12 protein-coding genes are annotated in these 14929 nt (G+C 66.7%); 6 read left to right on the top strand and 6 right to left on the bottom strand.

Going from position 1 to position 14929, the window contains the following annotated elements; translation table 11 throughout:
• Nucleotides 1-21 precede the first annotated feature (21 nt).
• Nucleotides 22-981 (top strand): 23S rRNA (adenine(1618)-N(6))-methyltransferase RlmF, encoded by a 960-nt coding sequence (gene rlmF / locus J5M67_RS23400; RefSeq protein WP_243434848.1) that lies wholly within the window; start codon nucleotides 22-24, stop codon nucleotides 979-981.
• 204 nt (nucleotides 982-1185) lie between these two features.
• On the opposite strand, the gene J5M67_RS23395 is transcribed toward rlmF, so the two are convergent.
• Together J5M67_RS23395 and J5M67_RS23390 are read right to left on the bottom strand one after the other, a co-directional pair.
• Complete coding sequence (locus J5M67_RS23395) at nucleotides 1186-1728, bottom strand: hydrolase (protein ID WP_207887770.1); 543 nt, start codon at nucleotides 1726-1728, stop codon at nucleotides 1186-1188.
• Nucleotides 1729-1759: 31 nt separating this feature from the next.
• Nucleotides 1760-2302: a gamma carbonic anhydrase family protein gene (locus tag J5M67_RS23390; RefSeq protein WP_207887768.1), complete on the bottom strand. Its 543-nt coding sequence runs from the start codon at nucleotides 2300-2302 to the stop codon at nucleotides 1760-1762.
• 76 nt (nucleotides 2303-2378) lie between these two features.
• On the opposite strand from J5M67_RS23390, the gene prlC reads away from it, so the two are divergent.
• Both prlC and J5M67_RS23380 read left to right on the top strand, forming a co-directional pair.
• Complete coding sequence (gene prlC / locus J5M67_RS23385) at nucleotides 2379-4424, top strand: oligopeptidase A (RefSeq protein WP_207887766.1); 2046 nt, start codon at nucleotides 2379-2381, stop codon at nucleotides 4422-4424.
• Nucleotides 4424-4693: a YheV family putative zinc ribbon protein gene (locus J5M67_RS23380; protein ID WP_207887765.1), complete on the top strand. Its 270-nt coding sequence runs from the start codon at nucleotides 4424-4426 to the stop codon at nucleotides 4691-4693. Before prlC ends, J5M67_RS23380 begins: the two co-directional genes overlap by 1 nt.
• Nucleotides 4694-4772: 79 nt before the next feature.
• Here J5M67_RS23380 and J5M67_RS23375 read toward each other — a convergent pair whose 3' ends face one another.
• From J5M67_RS23375 to sbcD, 3 genes are all read right to left on the bottom strand, one after another.
• Complete coding sequence (locus tag J5M67_RS23375; RefSeq protein WP_243434846.1) at nucleotides 4773-5264, bottom strand: Dps family protein; 492 nt, start codon at nucleotides 5262-5264, stop codon at nucleotides 4773-4775.
• A gap of 352 nt (nucleotides 5265-5616) precedes the next feature.
• Nucleotides 5617-9066 (bottom strand): AAA family ATPase, encoded by a 3450-nt coding sequence (locus tag J5M67_RS23370; RefSeq protein WP_207887761.1) that lies wholly within the window; start codon nucleotides 9064-9066, stop codon nucleotides 5617-5619.
• Nucleotides 9063-10295 carry an exonuclease subunit SbcD gene (gene sbcD / locus J5M67_RS23365; protein ID WP_207887759.1) on the bottom strand — a complete coding sequence of 411 codons (1233 nt, stop codon included), beginning with the start codon at nucleotides 10293-10295 and terminating at the stop codon, nucleotides 9063-9065. The genes J5M67_RS23370 and sbcD overlap by 4 nt, the downstream gene beginning before the upstream one ends.
• Before the next feature lie 133 nt (nucleotides 10296-10428).
• Between sbcD and J5M67_RS23360 the strand changes: the two genes are divergently transcribed.
• From J5M67_RS23360 to J5M67_RS23350, 3 genes are all read left to right on the top strand, one after another.
• On the top strand, nucleotides 10429-11790 hold the full coding sequence (locus tag J5M67_RS23360) for a TAXI family TRAP transporter solute-binding subunit (protein WP_207887757.1): 1362 nt from the start codon (nucleotides 10429-10431) through the stop codon (nucleotides 11788-11790).
• A gap of 112 nt (nucleotides 11791-11902) precedes the next feature.
• Nucleotides 11903-12910: a nucleoid-associated protein YejK gene (gene yejK / locus J5M67_RS23355; protein ID WP_207887755.1), complete on the top strand. Its 1008-nt coding sequence runs from the start codon at nucleotides 11903-11905 to the stop codon at nucleotides 12908-12910.
• A 156-nt stretch (nucleotides 12911-13066) separates the two neighbouring features.
• Nucleotides 13067-13987 carry a DUF4344 domain-containing metallopeptidase gene (locus J5M67_RS23350; protein WP_243434841.1) on the top strand — a complete coding sequence of 307 codons (921 nt, stop codon included), beginning with the start codon at nucleotides 13067-13069 and terminating at the stop codon, nucleotides 13985-13987.
• On the opposite strand, the gene J5M67_RS23345 is transcribed toward J5M67_RS23350, so the two are convergent.
• Nucleotides 13968-14903 (bottom strand): glutathione S-transferase family protein, encoded by a 936-nt coding sequence (locus J5M67_RS23345; RefSeq protein WP_207887753.1) that lies wholly within the window; start codon nucleotides 14901-14903, stop codon nucleotides 13968-13970. The two genes, J5M67_RS23350 and J5M67_RS23345, sit on opposite strands and share 20 nt — an antisense overlap.
• Between the last annotated feature and the right edge of the window lie 26 nt (nucleotides 14904-14929).

Genomic DNA, 14929 nt, shown 5'->3' with positions numbered 1-14929 from the left:
CCCTCGAAGCCAGCCGCACCCCTGCGCGACCCCGCCGCCAAGCGGCCGAACCTGCTGCACCCGCGCAACCGGCATCAGGGCCATTACGACTTTCCGGCGCTGATCGAAGGCTGCCCGGAGCTGGGCCGTTTCCTCATCACCAACCCCTACGGCAAACCCAGCATCGACTTCGCCAATCCCGAGGCCGTGCGCGTGTTCAACCGCGCGCTGCTCAAGGCGCAGTACGGCATCGGCCAATGGGACATTCCCGCCGGCTTCCTCTGCCCGCCGATCCCTGGCCGCGCCGACTACGTGCACTACCTGGCCGACCTGCTCGGCGAGGAGAACGACGGACGATTTCCACGCGGCCCCGGCGTTCGCCTGCTGGACATCGGCGTCGGCGCCAACTGCATCTATCCGCTGATCGGCCACCGCGACTACGGCTGGCGCTTCCTGGGCTCGGACATCGAACCGGCAGCCCTGAAGTCTGCGCACGCGATCCTCAACGGCAATCCAGGACTCAATGAAGCCATCGAACTGCGCCAGCAGCACGACCCCAAGCACATCTTCCACGGCCTGCTGGGCGCGGACGAACGCTTCGACGCCACCCTGTGCAACCCGCCCTTCCACGCATCGCCCGAGGAAGCCAGCAGCGGCAGCCGGCGCAAATGGAAGAACCTCGGCAAGCTCGACCCGTCGCGCCAGTTGCCGAAGCTGAACTTCGGCGGACAGAGCAATGAGCTGTGGTGCGAAGGTGGCGAGATCGCCTTCCTGCGCAAGCTGGCGGCGGAAAGCGCGGCAGTCGGCAAGCAGGTGCTGTGGTTCAGCTCGCTGGTGTCCAAGGCCGGCAACCTCGACGAATTCCGCCGCGCGCTGAAAAAGGCCGGCGCCGTCACCGTGCGCAGTGTGGACATGGCCCAGGGGCAGAAGCAGAGCCGCTTCGTCGCCTGGACCTTCCAGGAGCCCGAGCAGCGCGCGAAATGGCGCGCCGGGTGGAAATGACATTCAGAACCTGTTCACGATCTCGCGAGCTAGAGCAGAACAAGGCGCAACGACCGGCGGGAGTAACAGCCGCAGGCTGGCCCGAAGGGTGAGCGCCAGCGAATCAAAACAGGCGAGGACGCGGAGTTTACGAGCTGTAAATGAGCAGTCCGAGCCTGTTTTTAACGCAGTTATGCCGACGCGCAGCAGATCGTTAACAGGTTCTCAGCGGATGAACTGCTTGCTGACCTCCCGGAACCCCTCCGTACCGGCGCGCTCCATCCACTCGAAGGCGACCATCTCCCGCGAGACGATCATCGCCCCGGCCTGACGCATGCGCTCCAGCGCCAGCGCCTTGTCCCGCGGACGGCGTGAGCCGACGGCCTCGTCCACCACGAACACCTCGCGATCCTCGGCCAGCAGGCCCAGCACCGTCTGCAGCACGCAGACATGCGCCTCGGTGCCGCAGACCACGAACTGCCGGCGCCCGCCGCCGTTCATCTGCAGCAGGCCGGGGTCGGCCACGGCGGAAAAGGCGATCTTCTCCAGAAGAGCCTCGGCCGGCAGCGCATCGCGCAGTGCGGGCAGGGTCGGGCCCAGGCCCTTCGGGTACTGCTCGGTGGCCAGCGCTGGCACGCCCAGGCGCTGTGCGACCGCCAGCAGCCAGGCGATGTGTTCGAGCACCGACTCGGCTTCGTGAATGGCCGGGAACAGACGTTCCTGGATATCGATGATCAGCAATGTGGACGTCTGGGCGCGTAACAACATGGCGTGCTCTCCTCGGGTCGGTGGGTGGTTGTCAGCCGGCATAACCCTCGGCGATATGCTGGTCCTTGAGCTTCACGTAGTTGGCGGCGCTGTAGGTGAAGAAGGCGCGTTCCTTGTCGGTCAATGGACGGGCCTTCTTCACCGGGCTGCCAACGTAGAGGTAACCGCTTTCCAGCACCTTGCCCGGCGGCACCAGGCTGCCGGCGCCGAGGATCACCTCGTCCTCGATCACCGCGCCGTCCATCACGATGGAGCCCATGCCTACCAGGATGCGGCTACCGACGGTGCAGCCGTGCAGCAGCACCTTGTGCCCGACGGTCACGTCGTCGCCGAGGGTCAGCGGGAAGCCGTCCGGGTTGAAGGGGCCGGCGTGGGTAATGTGCAGCACGCTGCCGTCCTGCACGCTGGTACGCGCGCCGATGCGGATGCGGTGCATGTCGCCGCGGATGGTGACCAGCGGCCACACCGAGCTGTCCGCGCCGATCTCCACGTCGCCGATGACCACGGCGCTGGCGTCGACGAACACGCGCTCGCCCAGCGATGGCGTTTTGCCCTGAAAGGTTCTAATCGTCACGATAAGCTTCCTTAAGCTGCGGATGGGTCCGATTGTATTTAAGATGGCCGAGTGTTTCTTCAACCAAGGTGCCACCGTGAGCGCGAATCCCCTTCTGCAGAGCTACGACCTGCCGCCCTTCTCGTCCATCCGTCCGGAACACGTGAAGCCGGCCATCGAGCAGATCCTCGCCGACAACCGCGCGGCCATCGCGCGCATTCTCGCCGAGCAGAACGGCACCCCGACCTGGGCCGGCCTGGTGCTGGCCATGGACGAACTGAATGACCGCCTGGGCAAAGCCTGGAGCCCGGTCAGCCATCTCAACGCGGTGTGCAACAGCGCCGAGCTGCGCGAAGCCTACGAAGGCTGCCTGCCGCTGCTGTCCGCCTACTGGACCGAACTGGGCCAGAACCGCGAGCTGTTCAAGGCTTACGAGGCCCTGGCCGAGAGCCCGGAGTCGAAGGACTTCGACGTCGCCCAGAAGACCATCCTCGAACACGCCCTGCGCGACTTCCGCCTGTCGGGTATCGACCTGCCGGCCGAACAGCAGCAGCGCTACGCCGAGATCCAGACGCGCCTGTCCGAGCTGGGCAGCCGCTTCTCCAACCAGTTGCTGGACGCCACCCAGGCCTGGACCAAGCACGTCACCGACGAAGCCGCACTGGCCGGCCTGACCGATTCGGCCAAGGCGCAGATGCAGCAGGCCGCCCAGGCCAAGGAGCTGGACGGCTGGCTGATCGGCCTGGAGTTCCCCAGCTACTACGCCGTGATGACCTACGCCGAAGACCGCGCACTGCGCGAAGAGGTCTACGCCGCCTACTGCACCCGCGCCTCCGACCAGGGCCCGAACGCCGGGCAGAATGACAACGGCCCGGTGATGCAGGAAATCCTCGACCTGCGCCAGGAGCTGTCGCGCCTGCTGGGCTTCAGGAACTTCGCCGAGCTGTCCCTGGCCACCAAGATGGCCGAGACGCCCGAGCAGGTCCTGCACTTCCTGCGCGACCTGGCCGTGCGCAGCAAGCCCTTCGCCGCCCAGGACCTGGAGCAGCTCAAGGCCTACGCCGCCGAGCAGGGCTGCCCGGACCTGTCGAGCTGGGACGCCAGCTACTTCGGCGAGAAGCTGCGCGAAGCGCGCTACAGCGTGTCCCAGGAAGCCCTGCGCGCCTACTTCCCGGTGGATAAAGTCCTCTCCGGCCTGTTCGCCATCGTGCAGAAGCTCTACGGCATCCAGATTCGCGAGCTGTCCGACTTCGAGCGTTGGCACCCGGACGTGCGCCTGTTCGAGATCGAGGAAAACGGCCAGCACGTCGGCCGCTTCTACTTCGACCTCTATGCCCGCGCCAACAAGCGCGGCGGCGCCTGGATGGACGGTGCCCGCGACCGTCGCCGCACCGCTGGCGGCGAGCTGCAATCGCCGGTGGCGTACCTGGTGTGCAACTTCACCCCGGCGGTGAATGGCAAGCCGGCGCTGCTGACCCACGATGAAGTCACCACCCTGTTCCACGAGTTCGGCCACGGCCTGCACCACCTGCTGACCCGCGTCGAACACGCCGGTGCCTCGGGCATCAACGGCGTGGCCTGGGACGCGGTGGAACTGCCGAGCCAGTTCATGGAGAACTGGTGCTGGGAGCCCGAAGGCCTGGCGCTGATCTCCGGCCACTACGAAACCGGCGCGCCGCTGCCCCAGGACCTGCTGGAGAAGATGCTCGCCGCGAAGAACTTCCAGTCCGGCCTGATGATGGTCCGCCAGCTGGAGTTCTCCCTGTTCGACTTCGAGCTGCACGCCAGCCACGGCGATGGCCGCAGCGTGCTCGATGTGATCGAGGCGATCCGCGCTGAAGTCGCGGTGATGCGCCCGCCGGCGTACAACCGCTTCGCCAACAGTTTCGCGCACATCTTCGCCGGCGGTTACGCGGCCGGTTACTACAGCTACAAGTGGGCCGAGGTGCTGTCCGCCGATGCCTTCTCGCGCTTCGAGGAAGAAGGTGTGCTCAACCCGGCGACCGGCGCAGCCTTCCGCGAGGCGATCCTGGCCAAGGGCGGCTCCCAGGAGCCGATGGCGTTGTTCGTGGCCTTCCGTGGCCGCGAGCCGTCCATCGACGCCCTGCTGCGCCACTCGGGCCTCTCCGAGGAGGCGGCGTGATGAGCGAGGTGAAGAAGCGCTTCATCGCCGGGGCGGTCTGCCCGGCGTGCAGCGAGCAGGACAAGATCGTCATGTGGGAAGAGGACGGCGTTCCGCACCGCGAGTGCGTGGCCTGCGGCTATGCCGACACCCTCAACGCGCAGGGCCAGTCAGTGCCGAAGGAGCTGACCACCCGGGTCAACGTCAGCGGCCTGAAGAAGCCCGCCGATCCCAAGGTGCAGAGCGTGCAGTTCTTCCCCAACCCGAAGCTGAAGAAGCCGGGCGAGTAAGCCCTCGCTGCAAATAAAACGCGGCAAATAAAAAGGCCGTTTCTCCCGTGGAGAAACGGCCTTTTTCATGCGCCGGAATTCAGTGGCCGGTGCCGTCACCGCGGCGGCTGGTCTCGAAGAGGAACCAGGTGCGCTGCTCGGTTTCGTCGATCCAGTTCTCGATCAGGCTGGCGGTGGCGATGTCGTGGTACTCGTCGCACAGGTCATGCACTTCGCGCATGTAGGCGGTCAGCGCCTTGTTGTCGCCCTGCAGCTCGGCCAGCATGTCCAGCGGCTGTACGAACTCGGCATCGTTGTCGAGGATGCGCTTGTCACGGGCGATGTGGCCGATGGAGCGGATGGTGTTACCGCCGATCTTGCGGGTGCGCTCGGCGATGGCGTCGGTCATCGCGAATATCTCGGTGGCGTGCTCGTCCAGCAGTAGGTGGTAGTCACGGAAGTGCGGCCCGCTGACGTGCCAGTGGAAGTTCTTGGTCTTCAGGTAAAGGGCGAAGACGTCGGCGAGCAGCCGGTTGAGCGCCGCGGAAAGATCGCGGGTGGCGTTCTTGCTCAGGTCCGACGGAGTGGCCAGCGCCGGTGCGCGGCGCGCGGCGGTTTTCGCAGCGGCCGGCTTGGCAGCAGGCTTGCTGGCGGCGGCCGTGCTGGCCGGTTTAGCGGCCGGTTTGGCTGCAGGCTTGGCGGCCGCCTTGGCCGCCGGCTTCGCAGCGGCGGGTTTTGCCGCCGCAGGTTTCTTCGGAGCCGATGCGGATTTCTTCATCACAAATCACCTCTAGAAAGATCACAGTACCTGTGGATGCCTTCCCGTTCGGGATGTGGCTGACTCAGCGGTCTTGAGCCTATCTCGCTCACCGTTGATTGCAAGTCGACACCCGTGGGCGCCGTTGCGTTCCCCCTGACTGCGAATCCGTCCTGCGGTGACGTCCCTAATCCTTCTCCGGGCTGAAACGGAAGCACGTATCGAGCTGGCTGTAGCCCATGCCGACGCCCTTGTGCACCTTGAGCTGCACCGGGATGCGCTCCTTGAGCGCCTCGACGTGACTGATCACGCCGATGGTCCTGCCCGTTGCATTGAGGCTGTCGAGGGCATCCAGCGCCACTTCCAGCGTCTCGCCATCGAGCGTGCCGAAGCCTTCGTCGAGGAACAGTGAATCGATGCTGGTCTTGTGGCTGACCAGGTCGGACAGCGCCAATGCCAGCGCCAGGCTGACCAGGAAGCTCTCGCCACCGGACAGCGTCTTGCAGTCGCGCGCGGTGTCGCCCTGCCAGGTGTCGATTACCTCCAGCTCCAGTTCGCCGTCGCTGCGCCGCGCCAGCTGGTAGCGACCGTGCAGGCGCTGCAACTGGCGGTTGGCGAGGTGCACCAGATGGTCGAGGGTCAGGCCCTGGGCGAAGCGCCGGTAGCGTGCACCGTCGGCGGAGCCGATCAGGCTGTTCAGGCGCTGCCAGATGTCGTGCTCTTCCTCCTGCCGGCGAATCTCCTCGAACAGGTTTTGCTGGCTGGCGCGTCGCGCATCGTCGCCCTGCAATTGCGCGCGGATTTCGCCCTGACGCTGGCCCAGTTCGCGCAGCTCGGCATTGAGGGCAAGCAATTGCTGGTTCAGCTCATCCAGCGACAAGTCGCCGTGGGGTTCGGCCTTCAGCCGCTCGACGTCCTGCAATGCCGCCGCACGCAAGGCCACGGCCTCGGTGATGGCCGTTTCCAGCTTCTGCCTGAGGGAACTGAGCTCGGCACGCTGGGCGTCGTCCAGCAGCGCGCCGAGATAGGCGGACTCGTCAGCGAATGGACTCTGCTCCAGTGCGTGCTGCCAGGCCGCCTCGCTCTGCGCCAGACGAGCCTGATCCTGTTCCAGGCGCTCCAGCAGCGACTGTTCGCGACCTTGCAACGCATCAGCCTGGCGCTGGCTGGCGCCCAGACGGGCCTCGGATTCGGCCAGCGCCTGCTGCGGATCATCCGTAAGCGGCAACACAGGCCGTGGTTCGAACGCCGCGTCCTGCCAGCGCTGTTGCCATTGCTGCGCGGCGTCCCGCGCCGCGCCTGCGGCCTGCGCCGCATCGCGTTCGGCGGCAGCCAATTGTTGGCCCAGTTGCTGGTCGCGTTGCCAGCGTTGCCACTCCTCAGTGCGTTCGGCCAGCCATTGTTCGCCGTCTTCCGGCAGGCCGTAGCCCAGCTCCGCCAGGGCGACGGTCAATGCCTCTTCCAGCTGTTGCCGCTCGGCACGCTGGCTGGCGATCTGTTGCGTACGTTCTTCCTGGCGCTGCCGGGCGAACTGCTGCTCGCCCTCGAACAGCGCCAGCTGTTGCGCCGCCTCGCTGTGGGCACGCTCAGCATCGACGCGCGCCTGCGCGCTCTCCTGCAGCCGGGCCTTGTGCTCTTCCAGCGCTTTCAACTGCTGTTGCAGATCAGCCTGCGCCGCTTCGTGGCGCTGGCGTTCGGCAGCCAGTGCCTGCTCATCGTCCAGCTGCAGCCCCTGGGCCGCGCAGTGCTGCTGCCAGGTGCCCTGCTGCTGCCTGAGCGCCACTTCGGCCTCATCGAGTTGGCGCTGGCCCTGCTGTAGCTGGGCGTCCAGTTCGGCCAACTCGCCACGCAGGGCGATACCCTGGCTCTCCAGCTCCGCCAGCGCCCGCTTGCTTTCATCGAGCGCCTGCTGCGTGGCCGACACATCCAGCGCCTGGTAGGCATCCACCGCCGGGTGCTGCTGGGAGCCGCAGAGCGGGCAGGCTTCGCCCGGCTGCAATTGCGCACGCCAGTGTTCGAGCTGGTGGATGCGTTGCTCCTGCTGGAGGAGTCTTTCCCGGTCGGCAACCTGCTGCTGCATCGCCTTGTAGCGCTCGCGCAGGGTGGCGATGGCGCCGTCGCGCTCGCCCTTGCGCTGGCGCAGCGCGAGCAGTTCCGGTTGCCAGCGCGCAAGCTGTGCGGCGGCCTGGGCCCGTGCCTGGGCGATCTGCTCCAGGCGGTCGAAGCCACGACCAAGCGCCTGCAATTGCTGCGCACGCTCGCGCAGTTGCGCTTCGGTCGCGCCGGCGAGCAGCGCATCCAGTTGCTGCCGGGCGGCGGATTCGTTCTGGCGAACAGTCCCCAGCGTCTGCTCCGCATGGGTGACGGAGGCTTGCAGCACTTCACGGCGGGCACCGGCTTCACCGAATGCCTGCTCCGCGAGATCGAACTGACGCTGGCTATCCGCGCTGGCCGCCAGCAGACGGGCACGCTGGGTGAACTGCGCACGCCACCCCCCCAGCAACTCACCCAGTCGGGCGCGTTGCGGCTGCTGGGCAAGGCGGGCCTCCAGCGACAGACGCTGCTCAACCAGTGCGCCCAGTTCTGCGCCACGAGCGTCGCTGACCTGCCGGGCGAACTGGCTGGCGCTCCACAGCGCCTCGGAGATCCGCTCGCGGCTGATGGCCTGCTCGGTGCGATTGTCCTCCAGCGCGGCGCTGTCCTGCGTCAAGCTGTCATGGTTGGCACGCCAAGCCTGATGCAGCGGTTGCAAGCGTGCGGCCGGCTCGCTTGCGGCCAGGCGTTGCAGATCCGGCTGCGCCGCATCGAGGGACTGGCGGGCACCGGCTTCCTTCTCACTGGCCTGCTGCATCTGCTTCTCGGCACGGGCGAGGTCCTCGCGCCAGCGGTGCTGGGCCTGCAACGCAACCTGGCGGCCCTGCAACGAGGCCTCCTGCAGCAGCGCCTGGTGGTTCTGCTGTTCCAGGGCTTCGCGCTGCTCGCTGCTGAGCAACTCGACACCCTCGGCGCGGGCGCGCAACTGGTCGAGCGCGCCGCGCACGTCGCGGGTGCATTCGAAGACGCGCTGCGAGATCAGCCCGTAGATTTCCGTGCCGGTCAGCTCCTCCAGCAGTTCGGCGCGCTGGTTGGCGTTGGCCTCGAGAAAGGCGGCAAAACCGCCCTGGGCCAGCAACATGGATTTGGTGAAGCGCTCGAAGTCCAGCCCCGTGAGGGTCTCGGTCTGCTTGAGCTTGTCGTTGATCTTGTCGGTGAGGATTTCCCCCTCGCCGCTGGCGCGGTCGATACGTACCAGCTCCACCTTCGGCGCCTGCAACGCGCCCTCGGCCTTGTCGCGGGCGCGGCGCTGGCTCCAGAAGGCGCGGTAGGGCTGGCCCTTCACCTCGAACTCCACCTCGGCGAGGCAGTCGGCGGTGTGCCGGGTCATCAGCTCGTTGCCGCTCTGCGACAGCACGCTCATGCGCGGCGTGCGGTGGTAGAGCGCCAGGCAGATGGCATCGAGCAGCGTGGTCTTGCCGGCGCCGGTGGGGCCGGTGATGGCGAACAGGCCGTTGCCGGCGAAGGGCTCGGCGGTGAAGTCGATCTTCCATTCGCCCTTGAGCGAGTTGAGGTTCTTCAGGCGCAGGCTGAGGATTCTCATGGCTGCTCCTCCTGATCCTGTTCCTGCAACTCACTGACCACCTGCCGGTACAAACCTGTCAGGCGCTCACGCAGGGGCGCCTCCAGCTCCTCGCTGTCCAGGCGCTGCCGGAACACATCCTCGGGGCTGAGCTCGTCGAGGGTTTCCTTCGCCTCGCTGAACAGCGCCGCCTGTGCATTTCCACGCTCGCGGCGGGTGCGCAGGACCACCACCGGCAGGTCTTCGCACAGCTTCTCGATGCGCACCTGGATATCGCTGAGGTAGTCGTCGGTGTGCACCAGCACTTCCAGCCACACTGGCTGTTCCATGCTGCCTTCGCGGGCCACGCGCGCCAGTTCGGCCGGCATCTCGGCGAGGCTGCCGGACACCGATTTCATCGGCTGGAAGCGCGGCACCGGCAAGGCCGTGACGGCGCGCAGGCCGCTCTCGTTCAGGTCCACCAGCAGCACTTCCTTGCCCTGAGTGGCCTCGTCGAAGCTCAGCGCGATGGGCGAGCCGCAGTAGCGGATGTGCTCCAGGCCGCCGACCTTCTGCGGCCGGTGGATGTGGCCGAGGGCGATGTAGTCCACGGGCGGGAAGGCACTGGTGGGGAAGGCTTCCAGGGTGCCGACGTAGATTTCCCGCACCGACTCGCTGGCACTGGCGCCTACGGTGGTGAGATGGCCCGTGGCGATGATCGGCAGGCGCCGGCCGAGAGCTTCGCGCTGCGCCTCGGCGCGCTCGAACAGCTGCCGGTAATGCGCCTGGATCGCCTGTTGCAGTGCCAGCTGCTTGTCCTGCGCGCTCTGCCCGGCCTGGCTGGTGAGCACGTCGCGCGGACGGATGAAGGGGATCGCGCAGAGGATCGCGCCAGGCTCGCCGTCGCGCTGCGGCAGCACCAGCACCTGCGCATCCAGGTCGGCGCCGACCGCGGCGATCACCTGGGTATCCAGGCACGCCAGCAGCTCGCGGGACTCCTCCAGCATGGCCACCGAATCATGGTTGCCACCCAGCACCACCAGCCGCGCGCCGGTATCGCGCAGCTCGACGATGAAGCGGTTGTACAGCTCGCGGGCGTAACTGGGCGGCGCGCCGGTGTCGAACACGTCGCCAGCGATGATCACCGCATCCACGCCCTGCTCGCGCACTTGCCCGACCAGCCAGGCGCAGAAGGCCTGGTGCTCGGCCTCGCGGCTCTTGCCCATGAAGTGCTGGCCCAGGTGCCAGTCGGAGGTGTGGAGAATGCGCATGGCGTAACGTCCGCAGCCGTGATCCAAAGGCTGGGATGATAGCGGCTTCCGCCTCGGTGATGGCGGATTCGCCGGCCGCCGCCACGCAGGCTGGCTATCTTGTCAGGAAGGCTCGATGCGAAAAGGACTCTCCATGCAACGCCTCATCAACATGCTCAAGGACCTCGCCATCCTCGTCCGCGCCAACCTCTGGCTGGTGCCGGTACTGGCCGCGCTGGTGGCCGCACTGTTCTACTTCGTCGCCCCGCCGCCGCCGATGAGCGCCACCCTCGCCACCGGCGCGCCCGGCGGCGGCTATGCGATTTTCGGCGAACACCTGAAGGAGGAACTGGCCAAGCAGGGCTTCGAGCTGACGCTGATGCAGACCGCCGGGTCGAGCCAGAACCTGGACAAGCTGCTGGACAACAACAGCGGCGCGAACATCGGATTGGTGCAGAGCGGCCAGGAGCAGCAACTGGAGCCCGCCCAGCGCGCCGGCCTGCAGACGCTCGGGGCGATGTTCCAGGAGCCCCTGTGGCTGTTCCAGCGCCGCGACGTGAAGATCGACCGCATCGCCGACCTGCTGCCGCTACGGCTGGCTCTCGGCACGCCGGGCAGCGGCACCGAGGCGGTGACCGAAGCCATCCTCAAGGCCAACGACATTTCCACCGAACACCTGCCGCCGAACTGGCAGGCCCGTGGCGGCAACACCGTGGCTAACGAACTGCTGGCCGGCACACTGGACGCGGCCTTCTTCGTCGGCCCGGCGGAGAACCCGCTGATCCAGCGCCTGGCCGCCAGCCCGGAGTTGAAGCTGGCCGGCTTTCGCCGTGCCCATGCCTACGAGGCGCGGATTCCCTTCCTCAAGCGGGTGGAGGTCAGCGAGGGCCTGCTGAACCTGGCGCAGAACGTCCCGGAAGAAGACATGGCCACGCTGTCGCCGGTAGCGACCCTGGTGATCAACGACAACTTCCATCCAGCGCTCACCCCGCTGATCCTGGAAGCCGCGCGCCGGGTGATGCGCAAAGGCACCCTGCTCGACCCGGCCGGCGCCTTCCCCAGCGCGGAACCGCGAACCCTGGCCCTGCAGGGCGACGCCGAGCGCTATTACAAGAGCGGCCCGCCGCTGCTGCAGCGCTTCCTGCCATTCCGCATCGCATCGCTGGCGGACCGTTACATCATCCTGCTGATCCCCTTCATCGCCATCCTCTTCCCGCTGCTCAAGTCCATCGGGCCGCTGTACCGCTGGCGCATCCGCGCGCGCATCTACCGCTGGTATCGCTACCTGCGTGAGATCGACCGGCGCCTGGACGAACGCGCCGGCAGCGCCGAACTGAGCACCGAGATCGAGCGCCTGGAACAACTGGAGGCAGAGCTGGCCAAGGTCGAGGTGCCGCTGTCGTACTACAACGAGCTGTACGAACTGCACCTGCACCTGAACTATGTGATCCGCCGCCTGCGCCAGCTACGTCGCAACCGGCGCGAGCGCGACACGCAGGCCAGCCTCCCGGAGTGACCGGCGCCGAGCAAGGTGCCGCCGGGTCGGGTAAACTCTGGCGTTTTCCAATCATCTGCCTCCCCCGCCGCCCCGTATGCGGCGAGGCCGGCACTGAACCTCCAGGTCCGCCATGCCGATTCGTCACGCCATCGTCCACCTGATCGACAAGAAGCCCGACGGCAACCCCGCGACGCTGCACGCGCGCGAAGCCGAACTGGGCGACTCCCAGGCCATCGAGAACCTGATGGCCGACCTCAACGAAAGCTACAACGCCAAGCCGAACAAGGCCTGGGGCCTGTTCCAGGGGGAATCCGGCGCCTACCCGTTCAGCGGTTGGCTGACCGAGTACCTGGACAACGGCAAGGATTTCGTCGCCTTCACCAAACAGGCGGTGGAGCACCTCAAGAGCCTGATGGAGGAGTCCAATCTCTCCACCGGCGGCCACGTGCTGTTCTGCCATTACCAGCAGGGCATGACCGACTACCTCGCCATCGCCCTGCTGCACCACAGCGAAGGCGTGGCGGTGACCGAGTCGCTGGAAGTCACCCCGTCGCGCCACCTGGACCTTGGCCAGCTGCACATGGCGGCGCGGATCAACATCTCCGAGTGGCGCAACAACAAGACCTCCAAGCAGTACATCTCCTTCATCAAGGGCAAGGGTGGCAAGAAGGTCTCGGACTACTTCCGCGACTTCATCGGCTGCACCGAAGGCGTCGACGGGCCGAGCGAAACCCGCACGCTGCTCAAGGCCTTCAGCGATTTCGTCGAGAGCGAGGACCTGCCCGAAGAGCAGGCCCGTGAGAAGACCGACGTGCTGGTGGACTACGCCACCAGCCAGGCGAAGATCGGCGAGCCGATGGCCCTGGACGCCCTCTCCGAGCTGATGGACGACCAGGCGCCGCGCGCCTTCTACGACTACATCCGCAACAAGGACTACGGCCTGTCGCCGGAGATCCCGGCGGACAAGCGCACCCTCAACCAGTTCCGCCGCTTCACCGGCCGTGCCGAAGGGCTGTCGATCAGCTTCGAGGCGCACCTGCTGGGCAGCAAGGTGGAGTACGACGAGGAGCGCGACATGCTGATCATTCGCGGCCTCCCGACGCAGCTGCATGACCAGCTCAAGCGTCGGAAGAACTGATCGCCGCCAGCCACAAAAAAGCCCATCTCGCGATGGGCTTTTTTGTGGGCAGGGATTTCTGCGCTGAGGCAAACGCCGCTTCCGACGGACCGCCAAAAACCACCCGCTCACGACTGCTAGAGTCAATTGAGGCGCCTCACTTTCGCGGTGGCCGCCATGCCCGCCCACGCTTTCACCGCCGCTTCTGCTCCGCGCTCCGGGCGCTCCCGGATGCACTGCTCGTACCTCGCGGTGCTGTTCCTGCTCTGCGCCGGCCTGGTCTGCGCCGATCCCGTACCGCCGCTGTCGCCCAACGTCGCGCGCTTCGTCCTGGCCAACGCCGAATTCAGCGTGATGCACGAGATGGGACACATGCTGATTGCCGAATACGACCTGCCGGTGCTGGGGCGCGAGGAGGACGCCGCCGACCAGCTCGGCTTCATCCTGTTGTTCCGCCTCTACGCGAAATTGCCCCAGGACGAGATCGATGCGCGCCTGCTGGACATCGCCGACTACTGGCGCCTGGAATGGCAGACGCCCAAGCCGCCGCCGGACCAGGTGCTGGCCTGGGACAGCCACCCGCTGGACGAGCAGCGCTACTACAACATCGCCTGCCTGTTGTACGGCAGCGACATGAACCGGCTGGACTGGGTGCCACCGCTGACGGGGTTGCCCTACGAGCGCGCCGTCTATTGCGACCAGGAATTCAAGCAGGCCAGCAAGGCCGTGAACTGGGTGCTTCACGTCCGGCGTACCCAGGCGATACGGCAACATCCCGGAGCACGCCTGGAGTTCGAGCCGCCACTGATCAATCGCGAGGAAACCGAGCAGTTGATCGACCTGCTGCGAGACGAAAACCGCCTTCAGACGCTGGTGAACGAGGTCTTCCTACAGTTCCACCCGCCCCGTCCATTGACCCTGCGACTGATCAACTGCGGCGCACCTGACGCCTGGTACAGCATCAACGGCGGGGAAATGGCGCTCTGCTACGAGCGCCTGCAGCACTTTCGCGACATGGCCGAGAACCTGCCGCGCCTGCGCACCCCGGTGACGCGGCAGTGCCCTGGGCCAGCGGGACTCAGGCCGGGCGGATGCTGAAACCCAGACGCGGGAAATGCACGTGGACGCTGCCGGCACGCGGGTCCTCGCGACGCAGGATCAGGCTCTCGCGCCCCGCGTGCAGCAGTTCGCCCTCCACCGGATCGACACCATAGTCGGTGGCGGCGATCACCACCCGCTGGCCGGCGGTGAAGCCATTGGGATCGACGAAATCATCGTCCGGCAGTGCGGCGGGTTGGCTGTCGCGGGCGATGGCGATCGCCTGCTCCGCACTCATTTCGCTGTGGGCGCCGTGACCGAAACCGAGCACGCGGCCGAGCCAGGCACTGGCTGCCGGGTAATCATCCACCAGCGGCGCCGTCACCGACGTGCCTTTGACGAACCACAGGCAGTGGGCCAGGGCAAAGTCGGCAATCGACGGCTCGCCGAACAGGAAGTCGCCCTCCTCCCGCGCCAGCTGCTGTTCGATGCGCGCCATGAACACCGGCCACTGGTGCCGGGCCTGCTCGGCCGGCAGGCGGCTCGCGGTGCCGCCGCTGAACAGTTGGCTGCGGTCGGCGATGAAGGCTTTGAGGAGCTCCGGCGGCAACTTGCCGAAGCGCGCCGCGATGGATTCGGGCTGGAACACCAGGCTGACGGCATGCTGGAAGATTACCGAATCGGCCCACTGGGCGAAGCTGGCGGCAGTGAACTCCTGGCCCTCGGGGAACAGCGAAGGCACGGCCTTTTCCTGCTCCAGGCGGCGGGCGATCAGGGCGGTATCGCAGTAGATGTCGGCGCCGACCTGCAGCACCGGGGTCCGGCGGTAGCCGCCGGTGAGCGCCATCAGGTCCGGCTTGGGCATCAGCGGCGGAATGGTCACCGAATGCCAGGACAACTGCTTGAAACCCAGCAGCAGACGCGCCTTTTCGGCGAAGGGCGAAGTCGGGTAATGGTGCAGGATCAGCTCGGGCATCACGGGCTCCAGCGGCCGGAAGGTAG

This window comes from Pseudomonas sp. 30_B, assembly GCF_017491605.1.
GTDB lineage: Bacteria > Pseudomonadota > Gammaproteobacteria > Pseudomonadales > Pseudomonadaceae > Pseudomonas.
The sequence above is the reverse complement of the archived record's forward strand: the minus strand, read 5'-3'. Positions and strand labels throughout refer to the sequence as shown.